General features: G+C 63.5%; 17 protein-coding genes and 1 tRNA gene. 6 read left to right on the top strand and 12 right to left on the bottom strand.

Translation table 11 applies throughout. The features are described 5' to 3' along the window. Window positions 1–51: 51 nt before the first annotated feature. Window positions 52–1,086 (top strand): histone deacetylase family protein, encoded by a 1,035-nt coding sequence (locus tag A8950_RS13260; protein WP_133614164.1) that lies wholly within the window; start codon window positions 52–54, stop codon window positions 1,084–1,086. Here A8950_RS13260 and A8950_RS13255 read toward each other — a convergent pair. From A8950_RS13255 to sfsA, 6 genes are all read right to left on the bottom strand, one after another. Beyond that, complete coding sequence (locus A8950_RS13255; RefSeq protein ID WP_133614163.1) at window positions 1,083–2,618, bottom strand: sensor histidine kinase; 1,536 nt, start codon at window positions 2,616–2,618, stop codon at window positions 1,083–1,085. The two genes, A8950_RS13260 and A8950_RS13255, sit on opposite strands and share 4 nt — an antisense overlap. Further along, window positions 2,615–3,745, bottom strand: coding sequence for a DUF2336 domain-containing protein (locus A8950_RS13250; protein ID WP_133614162.1), 1,131 nt, complete (start codon window positions 3,743–3,745; stop codon window positions 2,615–2,617). Before A8950_RS13250 ends, A8950_RS13255 begins: the two co-directional genes overlap by 4 nt. Window positions 3,746–4,045: 300 nt before the next feature. After that, complete coding sequence (locus A8950_RS13245) at window positions 4,046–4,855, bottom strand: DODA-type extradiol aromatic ring-opening family dioxygenase (protein WP_243735636.1); 810 nt, start codon at window positions 4,853–4,855, stop codon at window positions 4,046–4,048. 12 nt (window positions 4,856–4,867) lie between these two features. Continuing rightward, window positions 4,868–5,596, bottom strand: a complete 729-nt coding sequence (gene radC / locus A8950_RS13240; RefSeq protein WP_133614161.1) for a RadC family protein — start codon at window positions 5,594–5,596, stop codon at window positions 4,868–4,870. After that, window positions 5,586–6,407, bottom strand: a complete 822-nt coding sequence (gene map / locus A8950_RS13235; RefSeq protein ID WP_133614160.1) for a type I methionyl aminopeptidase — start codon at window positions 6,405–6,407, stop codon at window positions 5,586–5,588. Before map ends, radC begins: the two co-directional genes overlap by 11 nt. Before the next feature lie 126 nt (window positions 6,408–6,533). Then, on the bottom strand, window positions 6,534–7,214 hold the full coding sequence (gene sfsA / locus A8950_RS13230; protein WP_243735635.1) for a DNA/RNA nuclease SfsA: 681 nt from the start codon (window positions 7,212–7,214) through the stop codon (window positions 6,534–6,536). Between the two features lie 113 nt (window positions 7,215–7,327). Here sfsA and A8950_RS13225 point away from each other — a divergent pair, with 113 nt between their 5' ends. From A8950_RS13225 to A8950_RS13215, 3 genes are all read left to right on the top strand, one after another. Continuing rightward, window positions 7,328–7,663, top strand: a complete 336-nt coding sequence (locus A8950_RS13225) for a hypothetical protein (protein ID WP_133614159.1) — start codon at window positions 7,328–7,330, stop codon at window positions 7,661–7,663. 8 nt (window positions 7,664–7,671) lie between these two features. After that, window positions 7,672–8,433, top strand: coding sequence for a competence/damage-inducible protein A (locus A8950_RS13220; RefSeq protein ID WP_133614158.1), 762 nt, complete (start codon window positions 7,672–7,674; stop codon window positions 8,431–8,433). Window positions 8,434–8,591: 158 nt separating this feature from the next. Continuing rightward, window positions 8,592–8,676 (top strand) — tRNA-Leu (locus tag A8950_RS13215). 22 nt (window positions 8,677–8,698) lie between these two features. Here A8950_RS13215 and cysC read toward each other — a convergent pair. The 3 genes from cysC to A8950_RS13200 are packed head-to-tail and all read right to left on the bottom strand — an operon-like array spanning window position 8,699 to window position 12,185. After that, window positions 8,699–10,627: an adenylyl-sulfate kinase gene (gene cysC, locus A8950_RS13210; protein ID WP_133614157.1), complete on the bottom strand. Its 1,929-nt coding sequence runs from the start codon at window positions 10,625–10,627 to the stop codon at window positions 8,699–8,701. Between the two features lie 11 nt (window positions 10,628–10,638). After that, window positions 10,639–11,448, bottom strand: coding sequence for a sulfate adenylyltransferase subunit CysD (cysD, locus tag A8950_RS13205; RefSeq protein ID WP_133614156.1), 810 nt, complete (start codon window positions 11,446–11,448; stop codon window positions 10,639–10,641). An 11-nt stretch (window positions 11,449–11,459) separates the two neighbouring features. Next, complete coding sequence (locus tag A8950_RS13200; RefSeq protein WP_133614155.1) at window positions 11,460–12,185, bottom strand: phosphoadenylyl-sulfate reductase; 726 nt, start codon at window positions 12,183–12,185, stop codon at window positions 11,460–11,462. Window positions 12,186–12,470: 285 nt separating this feature from the next. Here A8950_RS13200 and A8950_RS19495 point away from each other — a divergent pair, with 285 nt between their 5' ends. Beyond that, window positions 12,471–12,614 (top strand): hypothetical protein, encoded by a 144-nt coding sequence (locus A8950_RS19495; RefSeq protein ID WP_166645167.1) that lies wholly within the window; start codon window positions 12,471–12,473, stop codon window positions 12,612–12,614. Window positions 12,615–12,740: 126 nt separating this feature from the next. After that, window positions 12,741–13,538 (top strand): enoyl-CoA hydratase-related protein, encoded by a 798-nt coding sequence (locus tag A8950_RS13195; protein ID WP_133614154.1) that lies wholly within the window; start codon window positions 12,741–12,743, stop codon window positions 13,536–13,538. Window positions 13,539–13,608: 70 nt separating this feature from the next. Here A8950_RS13195 and A8950_RS13190 read toward each other — a convergent pair whose 3' ends face one another. Genes A8950_RS13190 through A8950_RS13180 form a run of 3 tightly spaced genes read right to left on the bottom strand, consistent with a single transcriptional unit; the run spans window position 13,609 to window position 16,236 of the window. Next, entirely contained in the window at window positions 13,609–14,769 is a 1,161-nt protein-coding gene (locus A8950_RS13190) for an acyl-CoA dehydrogenase family protein (protein ID WP_133614153.1), read from the bottom strand. A 5-nt stretch (window positions 14,770–14,774) separates the two neighbouring features. After that, window positions 14,775–15,272 carry a thioesterase family protein gene (locus A8950_RS13185; protein ID WP_133614152.1) on the bottom strand — a complete coding sequence of 166 codons (498 nt, stop codon included), beginning with the start codon at window positions 15,270–15,272 and terminating at the stop codon, window positions 14,775–14,777. Between the two features lie 4 nt (window positions 15,273–15,276). Then, complete coding sequence (locus A8950_RS13180; protein ID WP_133614151.1) at window positions 15,277–16,236, bottom strand: L-carnitine dehydrogenase; 960 nt, start codon at window positions 16,234–16,236, stop codon at window positions 15,277–15,279. Window positions 16,237–16,246 lie beyond the last annotated feature (10 nt).

The raw sequence follows: 16,246 nt of genomic DNA, 5'->3' as shown, positions 1-16,246 counted from the left end.
CCAGAACCGGCTCCGCCGCCCGATGCTGCCTGCGCAGCAGCGGAGTCGGTCATGCAGGTATACTTTTCGGATGTCCAGTTGCGCCACGCACCGCACGAATTCCTCGTGCGGGGGCGCTGGCAGCCTTGCCCGGAGAAGCCGGAACGCGCCACGGCGCTGAAGTCGGCGCTGGAATCGGCGGGCCACGCCATCGCGACGCCGAAACGTGGCGATGACACGCATATCGCTGCGGTCCATGACGGGCGCTATCTCGCCTTTCTGGAATCAGGGCACGAACGCTGGCGGGCTCTGCCGGGGGCATCCGAACTGATCGTGCCCAACATTCATCCCAACGGCCGTCCGCGGGGGCATCTCGGCGGCTATCCACAATCCGTGGTGGGGCAGGCCGGCTATCACATGGCGGACACCGCCTGTCCACTGGGTGCCGAGAGCTGGAAGGCGATCCGCGCCAGCGCCGATTGTGCCATCGCCGCCGCCCTGATGGTACGGGACGGTGCGCCTGCGGCCTATGCCCTCTGCCGCCCGCCGGGGCACCATGCCTTTGCCGACATGGCGGGCGGCTTTTGTTACCTCAATAACAGCGGTATCGCGGCGCAGATCCTGCGCGGCAAGCATGACCGGGTCGCCATCGTCGACGTGGATCTCCATCACGGCAACGGTACGCAGGGCATGTTCTATAATCGCGGTGACGTGCTCACAGTCTCGGTGCATGCCGACCCCGCCAACTTCTATCCATTCTTCTGGGGTTATGCCGATGAAGCGGGCGAGGGGGATGGACTGGGTGCCAATCTCAACCTGCCGCTGCCCCTGGGTGCTGGCGACGACGACTTCCTGGCGGCACTCGAAATCGGATTGCGGAAGGTTGATGACTTCGGTGCCGAGGCGATCGTCGTCGCCCTCGGCCTCGATGCCTTCGCCGGCGATCCCTTTGCCGGACTCAAAGTTACGGAGGCGGGATTCCGTGCCATCGCAAGCCGCCTCGGCCGGCTGCAGAAGCCGACCGTGCTGGTGCAGGAAGGCGGCTATCTCTGCCCGGAACTCGGCGGCAACCTCGTGGTGTTTCTGGAAGGATTTGACGCGCTCTAGCGCAGTCTCTCTGGCGGAATGTGCAGGCCGACGGTTGTGCCCTTGTCGGGCGTGCTGATCAATGTAAGGCGGCCGCCATGCAGTTCGGCGAGGCGGCGGCTGAGGGCGAGGCCGAGGCCGGTCCCGCCAAATCGCCTGGCTCGATGGGATTCCAGCTGCACGAAGGGTTCCAGCACCCGGTCAATATCCTGCTCCGGGATGCCGATGCCGGTATCCTCGATTTCAAGCACCAGGTCGCCGGTCTCGCCGCGATAGGCGCGAAGGGTGACCTGGCCGCCCTGCAGGGTGAACTTGACCGCGTTGGAGAGCAGGTTGAGGAGGATCTGGCGCGTCAGGCGGTGATCGACAATGACCAGCGGCAGATCTGCCGGAAATTCGGTTGTCAGGGCGAGATCGGCGGCACGGGCGCGATCCGCCATCATGCGGATCGCCGGCTCGCACAACAGCGGCACGGAAATTTCCTCCTCGTTCAGCATCAGGCGGCCGCTCTCGATCTTGGAGAGATCAAGGATGTCGTTGATCATGGCGAGGAGGTGCTGAGCACTGGTCTGGATATCGGCGGCGTATTCGCGGGCTCGGTCGGGCGTGATGGGCGCCATGCCGCCATCCTGCAACTGTGCCGCCAGCAGATCGGCAAAGCCGATGATCGAATTGAGCGGCGTGCGCAATTCGTGACTCATATTGGCAAGGAAGTCCGACTTGGCCTTGTTGGCCATCTCGGCCGATTCCTTTGCCTGGATGAGTGACATCTCGCGCCGCATCAACTCGGTGATGTCGCTGGCCGTGCCGCGGAAGCCCAGATGGGCGCCGGTGTCTTGGTTGAAGACTGGCACGCCGGAGAGCAGGAACAGGCGCGCCTCACCCGATTTTGTCAGTGCCTCGAAATGATGGTCGCGGAAAGGCGTCAGGCTGCCGCAGCGCCGTCTGAGCGCGCGTCGCCCCGCGTCGTTATCGGCGAGATCGCAGAGCGGCTTGCCCAGCAATTCCTGCGGCAGATAGCCGAGCACCTTGGTGACGCGTTCGGAGATCAGTGTCACGGTGAGGTCGACATCCGTCTCCCACACCCAGTCGGAGGTGAGGCGAACGATGTCATCGAAGCGCTCATGGGCGCGGGCGAGTTCGATCTGCAGTTCCGCCGTGCCGTCAATCGGCTCGATCAGGCCGGCAAGTCCGGTATGGCGTCCCTGCCGGTCGGTCAGCGCCACATGATGGGCATGCAGCGTGTGCTGGCGGCCATCCAGCACGACCTGCACGTCGCGACGGATCACGCGATGGCTGCTTTCGGCCCGCAGCAGCATTTCGGTCAGCGGCAGGAGGGAGGCCGGCCCGTCGCGCAGCGCAAGGCGTTCGCCCAATTGCCGATAGGGCAGGTTGGACCAGGTGACACGCCCCTGGCGATCAACCATGTAGAGTGGCGAGGAGAAATCGAACAGCCTTTGCGCGAAGATCTGCTTGATCTGGTCGGCACTCGGCTGGCGGTTGGCACTCGGCTCGGACTTGACGAGCCTGAGTTTCTCCCGCGCCGAACTCATCCCCGTGGCCTCTGTTCGAGGCGGCGGATGGATTTCAGGAAATAGGGGTTGATCTTCCAGCGCTCGACCACCTTGCGGGCGGTTTCCGGCTTCAGGCGGTCGAACATCTCCATGGAGCGCGACAGCTGGTAGGGATTGTTGGCAAGTTCGTTCGGACGCGCCCGTTGCAGCATCAGGAAGAGGGCGGTGAAATCAGTGCGGTTGATGTTGCAGGCGCGGCAGCCGATGACGAGGCCCTCGCCACCATCCTCGTAGATCAGCTTGCGCGCCACCTGGGGACGAAGACTCAGCATCTGTGCGAGCATCGCCTCGAAGAGCGCGATCTCGCCGCGGCGCAGGGTCTTCACCAGCATGTCGGCAGTAAGTTCATTGCGACGCGCCAGCTGCTCGGCCAGCGCCATGGCGGCGTCGTCGCCACGCCGCAGCTCGTCCTGGTTGCTGACCTCCTCGGCCACCTTGGCGACGGTGAGATCGAGTTCGGACTTGTCGACCGGGAAGTTCTCGACGATGTATTGCCGCAGCGCCGCCGAAACCCAGACATACATCTTCTTGGACAGATCGACCGGCAGGTCGCTTCGGCGCAGCAGGGGTTCCTGGAACTCGTCGACATTTTCCGACTGCTGCACCAGATAGGCCATGGTCGCGTCGCTGATCTGCGCGCCGTGATTCTCGAGCAGGGCCTTGATGACGTCGACCGAGTTGGTGCCGACCAGGGCGTCCGAGACCAGCGTCGAAACGCTGCGGCGCATGGCAATGGCGAGGCGGTGGCTGAGGGTCCGGTGGCGGACGATCTCGACCAGGTCCTCGTCCGACAGCAGATCGCTGTTCAGGAGTACCGGTGAGGCGATATCGAATTCGTCATTGGCCAGGAGCGATACGACTTCGTGCGGCGCGTTGTGCGATTGCGCAAGCTTCTCGGCCAGCGCCTTGCGGATCGGGCGGGCGACGTCCTGAATGAGTTTCTTCAGGATGTCATTCATCAGGGCCTTTTCCTGCAACGTCAGGATGCGGCCGGAATCATCCATCAGATCGCCGATAGCGCTGACAAGACTGGCGCGGCCCTGGCTGGACTTGTCGCGGGCGAGGTCGACCAACTTGCGGATGTCGGTGGCGATCACGGTCTTCATGCTCACAATCCACCCCGCCGCCGGTCGACTGGAACCTGGCGCGCGCGGCAAAAAACCATTTGTTGTTAAAACGATAGGGTCGGGGTCGTTACCAGAGTATTAAGAAGCGGGAAATCTGCTCACAGCATGGTGTGTGTCGAGAGGCAGGCAAATTATCCCAGAATACCCTCTTTGCGACAAATCTGCTCAGTTTTCATCTAATATATCAATCAGTTGAAGCATCCATTGGATCGATTAAAAATACAGACAATAAGCATTCTGTCCGGTTGACCTGTGAAAAATTCGACCGAATGGACAGTATCAGTCAAGGCCCCAAGCATAGGCCGCCATGCCGAGACTGCCAAAGGTGAAACTGGCATGGATCTGGCGCCCGGGCGCTTTGTCTGCCGTGCCGGCGGCGGCACCCAGGGCGACAAAGACCGGCATCAGGTGTTCTTCGGTCGGATGCGCAAGGGGTGCAGCCGCGGATTGGCGCCGATAGTCCGCCAGAACGCCGAGATCACCGGATGCGATCGCTGCCTGCAGCCAGCAATCGAAATCCTGGGCCCAATCCGGCGGTGCGGCACGGCCGTTCCATTCAACCGCGCGCAGGTTATGGACGGCGCCGCCGGAAGCGACCAACAGGATGCCTTCCCGCCGCAGCGACGCCAGCAGCCGACCAACAGCGATATGGTCCAGCGGCGAACCGCGCTGGATCAGCGACAATTGCAGCACCGGAATGTCCGATTGCGGATAGATCAGCATCAGCGGACTCCAGGCGCCGTGGTCGAGCCCGCGCTCGGAGTTCTGCAGCGCGTTGATGCCGCCCGCTTCCAGCATGGCGGCGATGCGCGCGGCCAATTCTGGATCGCCCGGCACATCGTATTGCAGGTCGTAGAGCGCGTCCGGAAAACCGTGGAAGTCATGAATCGTGGCGGGTGCGCGACTGGCGGTAATGCTGGGCAGGGCGGCTTCCCAATGCGCTGAAACGCACAGGATCGCTTGCGGCCGCGGCAGTCTGCTACCGAGGCGCATCAGGAAGTCGCGCGCCGGTACATTGTCGAACGGCATGGTCGGACTGCCATGCGACAGGAACAACACCGGCATCATCTGATCGGCCTGCTGGGTCAAATCGTTTTCCTTTCAGCGTGCCGCCTTGGCGGCGTCCATGTAGCCGAGTGAGCGCAGGCTGGCATGGCCCTTGCGGCCGATGATGATGTGGTCGTGCACGCTGACACCGATTTCGGCGAGGGCGCGCTGCACGGCGCGGGTCATCTCGATATCGTCGCGCGACGGGGTGGGATCGCCGGTCGGGTGGTTGTGCGCCATGATGATCGAGACGGCACCGTGTGCCAGCGTCCGCTTCACCACTTCGCGGACATAGACCGGGGCATGGTTGACGGTGCCCTGGCTTTGCACCTCGTCGGCGATGAGGGCATTCTTGCCGTCGAGGAACAGCAGGCGAAACTGCTCGTTCTTTTCATTGGCCATGATCGAATGGCAGTAGTCGAGCACCGCGCGCCAGGAGGAAAGCACGGGATTCTTCAGCACATCCTGCTTCTGCATCAGGATGGCGGCGGCCTGCACTGTCTTGATCGCTGCCGCCGTGTTCTCCTTGATGCCGCTTACTTCCATCAGTTGCTCCGGTTCGGCCGCCATCACGGCGGCGAAACTGCCGAAGCGGCTGATGAGGTTCTTCGCGATCGGCTTGACGTCGATGCGCGGCAGGGCCAGGCAGAGCAGCAATTCCAGAAGTTCGTAATCCTGCAGCGAACCCGCCCCGCTTTTCAGCAATCGTTCGCGCAGACGCTGGCGGTGGCCGAGATAGTGCGGCTTTTCCTTGTCAGGTTCGGCTTTCGTCTCAGGCGGCATAAGGCGGGCGGTCGAGGCCGGCCGGCGAAAGAGTGAAGATCTCGTAGCCCGACTCGGTCACGGCAATGGTGTGCTCGAACTGGGCCGAGAGCTTCTTGTCCCGCGTGACCGCGGTCCAGCCATCGTCCAGGATCTTCACCTGCCAGGTGCCGGCATTGATCATCGGCTCCACCGTGAAGAACATACCGGGCTTCAGTTCGGGGCCCGTATCCGGCCGGCCGAAATGCAGGATCGACGGATTGTCATGGAAGACCTTGCCGATGCCGTGGCCGCAGAAATCCCGCACCACGGAAAAGCGCTGCTTCTCGGCAAAGCTCTGGATGGCATGGCCGATATCGCCCAATCGCTTTCCGGGCTTCACCACCTCGATGCCGCGCATCATCGCCTCATAGGTGATGTCGATCAGCTTCTGCGCCTGCACGCCGATCCTGCCCACCGGGTACATGCGGCTGGTGTCGCCATACCAGCCATCCAGGATGACGGTGACGTCGATATTGATGATGTCGCCCTCGGCCAGCTTCTTCGGCCCCGGGATGCCGTGGCAGACGACATGGTTGATCGAGGTGCAGATGGATTTCGGGAAGCCGCGATAATTGAGTGGCGCCGGGATCGCCTTGGCGGCCAGGATGTAGTCATGGCACAGCTTGTCCAGCGCCTCGGTCGTCACCCCCGGCACGACATGGGGCGTGATGAAGTCGAGCACCTCGGCGGCCAGTTGGCCGGCCCGGCGCATCTTCTCGTAATCCGCCGGCCGGTGCAGCTTGATCTTGCCGTCCTCGATCCAGTCGTCTTCCAGGTCTTTCTTCTGCATGCGGCGGCTTGGCTCATCGGCTGCTGGGTTGCTTGGTTAACGTTAGATACGCCGCGCCTTGACTCGTGACAAGTCCCCCGGCGCTGGATAGCGGCGTTCGTCAATCCAGAAAAGCCACTGATTTCGTTAGAAAAATGCCGGTCGGCGCAATGCTGCAATGATGACAATGCAATTCCAGTCCGTCCGCCCGCGCAGCCTCGAGCGCGGCGGCATAGGCCGGATCGATGTCGGCGCTGCGGGGGCCAATCTGTCGCAGTCGGCCCGCTGCACCAGGAAGAGCAGCACGGCGCGGTGGCCAAGGCGATGTGCCGCCACGAGTTCGCGCAGATGCCGCGCGCCGCGCTCGGTCCGGGCATCGGGAAATTCGGCGAGCCCCGGCTGGCGGGAGAGGGTGACGCTCTTGACCTCGAGATAGGTGAGGCCACCGTCCGGCGCGGTGTGGGCGAAGTCGAACCGGGTGCCCGGACCGAACGCCACCTCGCGCACCCAGCCATCGCCCGACGGCAGGCCGGTAATGCGCCCGGCGGCAAGGGCCTCGGCCGCAATTCGGTTGGCCTGGCCGGTATTGATGCCGACCAGGGCGCCGGCCGGCGTTTCGACCAGCTCCCAGCCGAAATCCAGCTTGCGGCCCTTGCCGGTCTTCGGCGACAGCCAGCAGCGCGACCCGGGCTCGGCCAGGCCCATCATGGAGCCGGGATTGGGGCAGTGCGCCGTGACCGCGCGGCCGTCCGCCAAAATCATGTCGGCAAGGAACCTCTTGTAGCGGCGCACCAAGCGGGCGGGGATGAGCGGCGGATCGAACTGCATGGAACCGGATGCCTGTTGATTTCGTAACACAGGGCGGTTGTTGCATCCGGACGGGGTTCCCGGCAAGTTAGCGCCGTGTTCTCCCGGGCCCCCAATTTGACGAGGATGGGTCGATGATTTCCCTTGCCGGTCGCCCCCTGGCGATCCTGCTCCTGGCGGGCGCCCTGCTCGCCGGATGCTCCTATTTCTCCCACAACATGACCTGGACCAAGCCGGGGGTGGGGAAGGACGAGGCCCGGGCGGACCTCGAATCCTGCGAACGCCAGGCGCATGCCGCCACCAAGGCCGATCGCGGCATCGACCAGGACATCGCTGCCACCCAGGGCGGTGTCTCCGGCGCCTATGACCCCGGCCTCACCACCAATATGAGCGGCTACCAGACGCAGGAGCGCTATCACGCCTGGGTCAATGAATGCATGTTGGGATTCGGCTATCAGCGGGTGCAGTGACAATCATCATGAACGAGCCCAGAATCGTCACCGCGGCGGTGATCGTGATCGGCAACGAGATCCTCTCGGGCCGCACCAAGGACAGCAACCTCAATTATCTGGCGACCGGGCTGACCGAGATCGGCATCCGCCTGATGGAAGGCCGCTTCATTCCCGACATCGAGGACGTCATCGTCGCCACCGTGAACGAGTTGCGGGCGAAACACGATTATGTCTTCACGACCGGCGGCATCGGCCCCACTCATGACGACATCACCTCGGCCAGCATCGCCAAGGCATTCGGGCTCAACTGGGTCCTGCATCCGCGCGCCGAGAAACTGCTGCTGGATCACTATGGGCGCGAGAACCTGACCGAGGCACGGCTGCGCATGGCGCATACGCCGGAGGGGGCCGACCTCATCGACAACCCGGTCTCGGTCGCCCCCGGCATCAAAATCGGCAATGTCTATGTGCTGGCCGGCGTGCCCAGGATCTGCCAGGCCATGTTCGATGGCCTGAAGGCCCAGCTCAAGGGCGGGGACAAGGTGCTGTCGCGTACCGTCTCCGGCTATGTCGGCGAAGGCACCATCGCGAGGGATCTCGGCGCACTCCAGGAGCGCTATACGATGCTGGACATCGGCTCCTATCCCTTCTTCCGCGGCGGCAAGTTCGGCGCCTCCTTCGTCATCCGCGGCACCGAGCAGGCGAAGATCGACGCAGCGGCCATCGAGCTTCACGACATCATCCGCAACCTCGGCGCCGAACCGATCGAGGGTGAACCGGCGGCGTAAGGTGCCGCCAACTTGGCAACCCCTCCGCCGTCGTGCCCGGGCTTGTCCCTGGCATCAAGTCTCTCAGCCGAAAAATGGATCCCCGGGTCAAGCCCGGGGATGACGGAAGGGAAGGCAGTTGCCGTTCAGGTTGCAAACGGCTATCCCCTTCGACGGGCGCCCGCTTGATGGAATTGGTAGACATACGGGACTTAAAATCCCGAGGCGAAAGCCGTGCCGGTTCGAGTCCGGCAGCGGGCACCAATGCGGTCCGAAGACTTCCCGGTTATTGCTTGCCAACCACCTGCCGCAAGTCGGCGGTACGGGCCGAGATCGCTTTTTCCACATAGCTGACGAGTTCTGCCAGCGCAGCGTCCTTCGAACGCAGCGCGGTGTCCACTGCGAGGTCCGGGTTCTCCGGCGCTTCATAGGGCGAGTCGATGCCGGTGAAATTCCTGATCTCGCCGGCGCGGGCCTTGGCATAGAGGCCCTTGGGGTCGCGGGCCTCGCAGGTGGCGAGGTCGGCCTTCACATGAACCTCGTGGAAGTTCGCGCCGACAATAGCGCGCGCCTTTGCGCGTTCGGCGGCGAAGGGCGAGATCAGCGAGGTGATGACGACGAGGCCGGCATCTGCGAAGAGCCTCGCCATCTCGGCGGCGCGGCGGATGTTCTCGGCCCTGGCCTCGGCGCCGAAGCCGAGATCGCTGTTGAGGCCGGTCCGCAAGGTGTCACCATCCAGCACATAGACCTGGCGACCGCGCGCGAAGAGCTCGCGTTCCAGCGCCATGGCGAGGGTCGACTTGCCGGAACCAGAAAGCCCGGTCAGCCAGATGACGGCACCCTGATGGCCGTTTGCGGCGGCCCGCGCCGCACGGGTGACATGATGGTCCGGGCTGAAGAGATGGCGCGGTTCGGTGGCGATGGCATCACTCGCGGCTTGGGCGCTGCGGCTGAGGATCACGGCGCCGCCGACGATGTCGCCATGGCGGGTCAGCACCGCGCGGCCGGTGCGCGTGATCTCGTCCACCTGGTCGATCGCCATCGGCTGGCGCGAACGTACCGTCACCTCGGCGATGCCGTTCTGCGGCACCCGGTCCGCGACCTGGCGCCCGAGACTCTCGACATCGATCACGGCGCGGATGCCCTCGACCGAAACGCCGTAATCGGAGGTGCCGATCTTGAGGCCGATCCGGTCGCCGGGTTCCAGCGAGGCGGCATCCAGCCAGAACAGACGCAAGGTCGCCTCGTGGGTGAGGCGCGGCGCCCGCTCGGGATGTGCCGCGACATGGCCGCGCTCGATGAACAATTCGTCGTCGAGGGTGATGGCGACGGATTGTCCGGCGACCGCTGCGATCTGCGGCGCGGCGTTCCAGGACTCGATGCTGGCGATGCGCGCGGACTTGCCGGTGGGGGCGAAAGTGAGCCTATCACCGACCTTCAGGCGCCCGCTTTCGATACGGCCCACCACCAGCCGGCGATGGTCGAATTTGAAAACGTCCTGAACGGGAAGGCGCAAAGGCTGTTCGGTGGCCGGTTTCGCCGCCTCGAAACCGTCCAGCAATTCGACCACCGTTTCGCCGCTGTACCAGGGTGTCTGGGCAGAACGGGCGGCGATGTTGTCGCCATGCCGGGCGGAGACCGGGACTACTGCCTTGGGGCTGAGGCCAAGTTCGCCAAGGAAGGCGGTGATTTCGTCGGCGACGTGCTGAAAGCGGGCCGCGTCGAAATCGATGAGGTCGATCTTGTTGACGATGACGGCGACCTGGCGCAGGCCCAGCAATTGCAGGATGAGGGCATGGCGGCGCGATTGTTCGCGCACACCCTCGGCCGCGTCGATGACAAGGAGGGCGGCCTGTGCCTGGGCGACACCCGAGACGGCGTTCTTCAGGAATTCCTTGTGTCCGGGCGCGTCGATGATGACATAGGGGCGCGAGGCCGTCTGGAAGAAGATCTGCGTCGTGTCGATGGTGATGCCCTGGTCGCGCTCGGCCTGGAAGGCATCGAGCAGGAAGGACCATTCCAAGGTGCCGCCGCGCTTGTCGCTGGCGGCCTGCAATTCGGCGAGCTTGCCCTCGGGGAGCGAGCCCGTGTCATGCAGCAGGCGGCCGATCAGGGTCGACTTGCCGTGATCGACATGGCCGACGATGGCGAAGGGAAAGCGAGCCTGTTGCGGAACGGAATCATTGGCGGCGTGGGGGAAGTTGAGCGTGGTCATGGCGTAATCCCTTACATATAGCCGCTGGCGCGCAGGCGCTCGAAGGCGTCCTCGCGCTCGTGATCCATGGCACGGCCGGCGCGTTCCGACGTCCTGGTGGTGCGCAGCTCGTCGATGATCGCCTCCAGCGTGTCGGCATTGGACGCGACCGGCGATGTGATGTCCTGGTCGCCCAGCGACCGATAGCGTTTGCCGTCGCGCGCGAAATAGAGCGGCACCAGCGGAATGCCCTCGCGCTGGATGTAGCGCCAGATGTCGAGTTCGGTCCAGGAGAGCAGCGGGTGGATGCGCATATGGGCACCGTCGGGCAGGGCGGCGTTGAAATGGTCCCAGAATTCGGCCGGCTGGTCGCGGAAATCCCAGGTGCTGCCATCGGCGCGGGGGGAGAAGACGCGTTCCTTGGCGCGCGTTGCCTGCTCGTCGCGGCGGATGCCGGCAATGATGCCCTTGAAGGCGAATTCGTCGATCACGTTCTTGAGCCCCACGGTCTTGCGCGCGGCGGATCGCGCGGCCGGGGGCAGGGTGGGATCGACCGAGTCGACCGGCGGGCAGTCGCGCACGATCAGATTGAGGTTCCAAGCCTTCGCATAGGTGTCGCGGAAGGCGTACATCTCCGGGAACTTCTTGCCGGTATCGACATGCACGACCGGGAAGGGGACATGGCCGAGGAAAGCCTTCTTGGCCAGCCACAGCATCACGTTGCTGTCCTTGCCCAGCGACCAGAGCATGGCGATGGGCTTCAATCGCGCATGGGCCTCGCGCAGGATGAAGATGCTCTGCGCTTCCAGCTGGTCGAGATCGGTCTGGTGATCAGTGCTCATTTTCTGTTCTTTCACTGGCGATGGATGCCGCATTCGGTCTTGTCGCGGCCGGCCCAGCGGCCGGCGCGGATATCGTCGCCCTCGGCGACGCTGATGGTGCAGGGTTGGCAGCCGATCGATTTGAAGCCGTCATAGACAAGCGGATGCTGCGGCAGCCTGAATTCCTTGAAGCCGGCCGCGATGTCGGCGGCGGTCCAATGGGCCAGCGGGTTGACCTTGATGCGGCCGTCCAGCGCCTCGAATACGGGCAGCGCCGCGCGGGTTGAATTCTGGTAGCGCTTGCGCCCGGTAATCCAGGCGTCGAAAGGTGCAAGACCTCGGACCAGCGGGTCGACCTTGCGCAGCTGGCAGCAGAGGTCCGGATTGGTCGACCAGAGCGTTCCCTCGGGGTCGGCCGCGGCGATTGCCGCCTGGTCGGGCTCGAGGGCACGCATGTCGGTGAAATCGAATCGCCCGCCGAGGATATCGCGGTACATCAGCGTCTCGATGAAATGCTTGCCGGTATCGAGAAAGAGGATCGGCACATGGCGGTCCACCTCGGCCAGGAAATGCAGCAACAGGGCGGATTCCGCGCCGAAGGAAGAGACGAGGGCGATGCGCCCCGGAAACAGCTCACTTACCGCCGCGCGCAGGATGTCGATCGGGTGTGCCCCGGCAAATCGTGCATTGAGGTGCGCTGCCTGCGCCGGCAGGGCGCCAGAGGCAGAATCGACAGTGTCAGCAATTGCCAGGGCCATGGTCAGCAGCTTCTAAAATACGCTTGAGTTACAGTGAAATGGTTATCTCTGTGTAAATTCATTTAGCACTGCTGCCGTGGGGGTCAATTGAATAAAACAGGGTGAGTGTAATATAAAATCTAACAGATAAAATTTTTTGTGTGAAATATGGAGCGCTCGCCCCTTTCGTTGGCGCTTGCGGGTTTGGAGCGGGCTCAGCGATCCGGCCTTGAATTCGGCCCCAACCGACAGATTTCTGCCCTGTAGTCACTCAATTGGTGTCAACGGACCTACCGGAGGAAATCAATGCAGGGTTCTTTCGTGCTGCTTCTCGTCACGCTTTCCCTGACCCTGGGGACGATGACGGCCTGCAAGCCGGGGCAGCCGACACCGGATGCCGTGCGCGAGATGCGCGATGGCCGCGTCATCGGTGGTCATGGGCAGAACTGATCTGCCGGCCAATTGCTGCGGCGAAAAAGGTCATTCTCTTGTCGAAATTCGTCACTTGAGAGCCTGAACCCCCGCCTATGCAGACGTCGGGTCAGGTCAATTGCCGTTCAGGATGAAGGGGGTCTCATGTCCGAAGCCGTGAAGAAAGTGCGCCGTGGCCATGTGCTGGAAATCACGCTGGACCGGCCCAAGGTAAACGCGATCGACATCGAGACGTCACGCGCGCTGGGGCATGCGTTCTGTGAATTGCGCGACGACCCGGACCTGCGCGTTGGCATCGTGACCGCCGCCGGTGAGAAAATCTTCTCGGCCGGCTGGGATTTGAAGGCCGCTGCCGCCCAGAACCTGGTCGGCAAGTGGTGGAAGCATGATTACGGCCCAGGCTCCTTCGCCGGCCTCACCGAACTCTGGGATCTCAACAAGCCGGTGATCGCGGCCGTCAATGGCTTGTGCATCGGCGGTGGCTGGGAACTGGCGCTGGCCTGTGACCTGGTGATTGCGGCCGAGCATGTCGAGTTTTCACTGCCCGAACTGCCGCTCGGCATCGTGCCGGATTCCGGCGGCGTGCAGCGTTTGCCGAAGCGCCTGCCGCACAACATCGCCATGGAGATCCTGCTGCTCGGCCGCCGCATGCCGGCGCAAGAGGCCGCGCATTACGGCTTCGTCAACAAGGTGGTGCCGAAGGAAAAGCTGATGGAGGCGGCGCGCGAATGGGCCGACCTCATCGCCACCGGCGCCCCGATCACCGTCCAGGCGCTCAAGGAATGTGTCCGCGAAATGGAGGACAAATCCATCCGGGCGAGCTTCGACCTGATCCGTTCCGGCACCATGAAGACCTATGAGGCGGCGGATGAATCGGCCGATGCCAAGGAAGGCGTCAAGGCATTCGCCGAAAAGCGTAAAGCAGATTTCAAGGGCGGCTGATCTCAATCCACCCAGAACGAAAACGGGCCGGGAAGGGGGTGCTTCCCGGCCTTTTTTGTTTCTGTCCGATTCAGGCCTCGTGCGGGCGCAGTACCGCGCGCGAGATGATGTGGCGCTGGATTTCCGAGGTGCCGTCCCAGATGCGTTCGACGCGTGCGTCGCGCCAGAAGCGCTCGATCCCGGTTTCTTCCATCAGCCCCATGCCGCCGAAGATCTGCACGGCCTGGTCGGTGACGCGGGCGAGCATCTCGGTCGCATAGAGCTTGGCCATGGCGTAATCCTGGTCCTGGGCGGTGCCCTCCGCCGTTTTCCAGGCGGTCTGCAGGACCAGAAGGTTGGCCGCCTCGATCTCGGTCGCCATGTCGGCGAGCTTGAACGAGACGCCCTGGAACTTGCCGATGGTCTGGCCGAACTGCTTCCTGGTGGCCGCCCACTGGGTCGCCATCTCCATCGCCCGCTGCGCCCGGCCGACGCATTGCGCCGCCACGGTCAGGCGTGTCGCACCCAGCCAGGTATTGGCGACGTCGAAGCCGTGATGCACCTCGCCCAGCACCTGACGCTTGTGCACTCGGCAGTTGTTGAAGACAAGTTCGCAATGATGGAAGCCGCGATGGCTGACCGAGCGCGAGCCCATGCGCACCTCGAGGCCTGGCGTGTCCTTGTCGACCAGGAAGCTGGTGATCAGCCGCTTCGGCCCGCGCTTGGTGTCCTCGATGCCGGAGGAGGCGAAGAGGATGATGTAGTCCGCGACATCCGCGTAGGAGATGAAATGCTTGGTGCCGTTGATGACGAAATCGTCGCCTTCCGGGACCGCGCGGGTCTGCATTGAGCGCACGTCGGACCCGGCATTGGGCTCGGTGATGGCAAGGCATTCCACCCGCTCGCCGCGGATGGTGGGCAGCAGATAGCGCTCCTTCTGCTCGTCATTGCAGGCGCGCAGGATGTTGGAAGGGCGATGCACCGCGTATTGCAGGGCGAAGGAGGTGCGGCCGAGTTCCCGCTCGAACAGGGTAAAGGCGAAATGATCGAGCCCGCCGCCGCCCAGTTCCTCCGGCATGTTGACGGCGTAGAATCCCGACTTGATCGCCTGGGCATGGATCTGCTTGATGAGTTCCGGCCGAACATGGTCGGTCTTCTCGACCTCGTTCTCGTAAGGTACAAGTTCCGCTTCCACGAAGGCGCGCGTCGCCTCGACGAGCATCTGCTGCTCGCTGGTCAGTCCGAAGTTCATGTTCGTCACCCTTTTCTAGGCGGCATTCCGATCGCGCGACCCATCTGTGGCGGTCGCGGCAGCTTGGCGTGTTCGGCGGCAATGGCCTCGATGCGTGCCAGCACGTCGGGCTGAAACGGGGCGACGCGCGGGCCGGTCATGTCCATCGAGAGCTGCATCTGCTCGTTGGTCGCGACCGGCTCGGTGCCGTCGCCGACATACATCGTATGAAAGATGTGGAGGCGCTTGGCGTCATGGCCGAGAAACGTCGTCTCCACGCGCACTTCCGTGCCCGCTTTCACCTCCTTCAGATAGTTGAGGTGCAGCTCGGCCGTGAACAGCGAATGGTTGCTGCGCTCCCGCCCCGCCGCGTCGAGCCCGATCTGGTCCATCATATGGTCGGTCGCGTGACTGAAGATGACTAGGTAGAAGGCATCGTTGAGGTGGTTGTTGTAATCGGCCCATTCGGGCCGGACCACCTCGCGATGCGGCTTGAGCGCGACGGGGTGGGGCAGGGCGCTCATCCTGTCAGTCCTCGTACTTCCAGCCGTGCTTGGCCTTGGCCTCGGTGATCGCGTTGATGACCGAGATGATGCAATCATCGCGCAGTCGCTCGAGGTCCTTGATCGAATGCTTGCCCGCCTGGGCCTCGGTCCCCTCGACAATCTTGTCGATGAGGTCGTCGGTCAGCGGCGGCGCCTTCAGATGCGTCCAGGGGAGATCGAGCGCCGGGCCGAACTGCTCCAGGAAATGACGCATGCCGGCTTCGCCGCCGGCCATGTGATAGATCATGTACATGCCGAAGAACGACCAGCGGATGCCAAAGCCGAAGCGGATCGCATCATCCAGCTCGCCCGTGGTGCAATAGCCGTCCTTCACCATATGAAGGCCTTCGCGCCACACGGCCTCGAGGAGGCGGTCGGCGAGGAAGCCGGGAACTTCCTTGCGCACATGCAAGGGGCGCATGCCGAGCGATTTGTAGAATGCGATCGCGGCCTGCACCGCTTCCGGCGAGGTCCATTTGCTGGGACAGACCTCGACGAGGGGCAGCAGATAGACCGGGTTGAACGGATGGCCGACCATGCAGCGCTCGGGGTGCTTTGCGTCCTTGTAGAAATCGGACGGCAGCAGGCCGGAGGTGGAGGAACCGATCATCGCGTCGGGCTTTGCCGCCGCCGTGATCTGGGCGTGCAGCTTCAGCTTCAAATCCTCGCGCTCGGGCGCCGATTCCTGGATGAAATCGGCATCCTTCACCGCTTCCTCGACGGTGGCGACGAAGCTCAAGCGGCCCTGCGAGGCGCCGGGCTTCAGGCCGACCTTTTCAAGGGCTGGCCAGGCATTGGCGACATTCTTGCGGAGTTGCTCTTCCGAGCCCTTGCCGGGATCCCAGGCAACCACGTCGAGACCGGCGGCGAGAAAGCGCGCGGCCCAGCCGGAGCCGATGACACCGGTGCCGATGACGGCGCACTTCTTGATGTTGGTGATCATGATGCTGTGT

This window comes from Dongia mobilis (assembly GCF_004363235.1).
Taxonomy (GTDB): domain Bacteria; phylum Pseudomonadota; class Alphaproteobacteria; order Dongiales; family Dongiaceae; genus Dongia; species Dongia mobilis.
The sequence above is the reverse complement of the archived record's forward strand: the minus strand, read 5'-3'. Positions and strand labels throughout refer to the sequence as shown.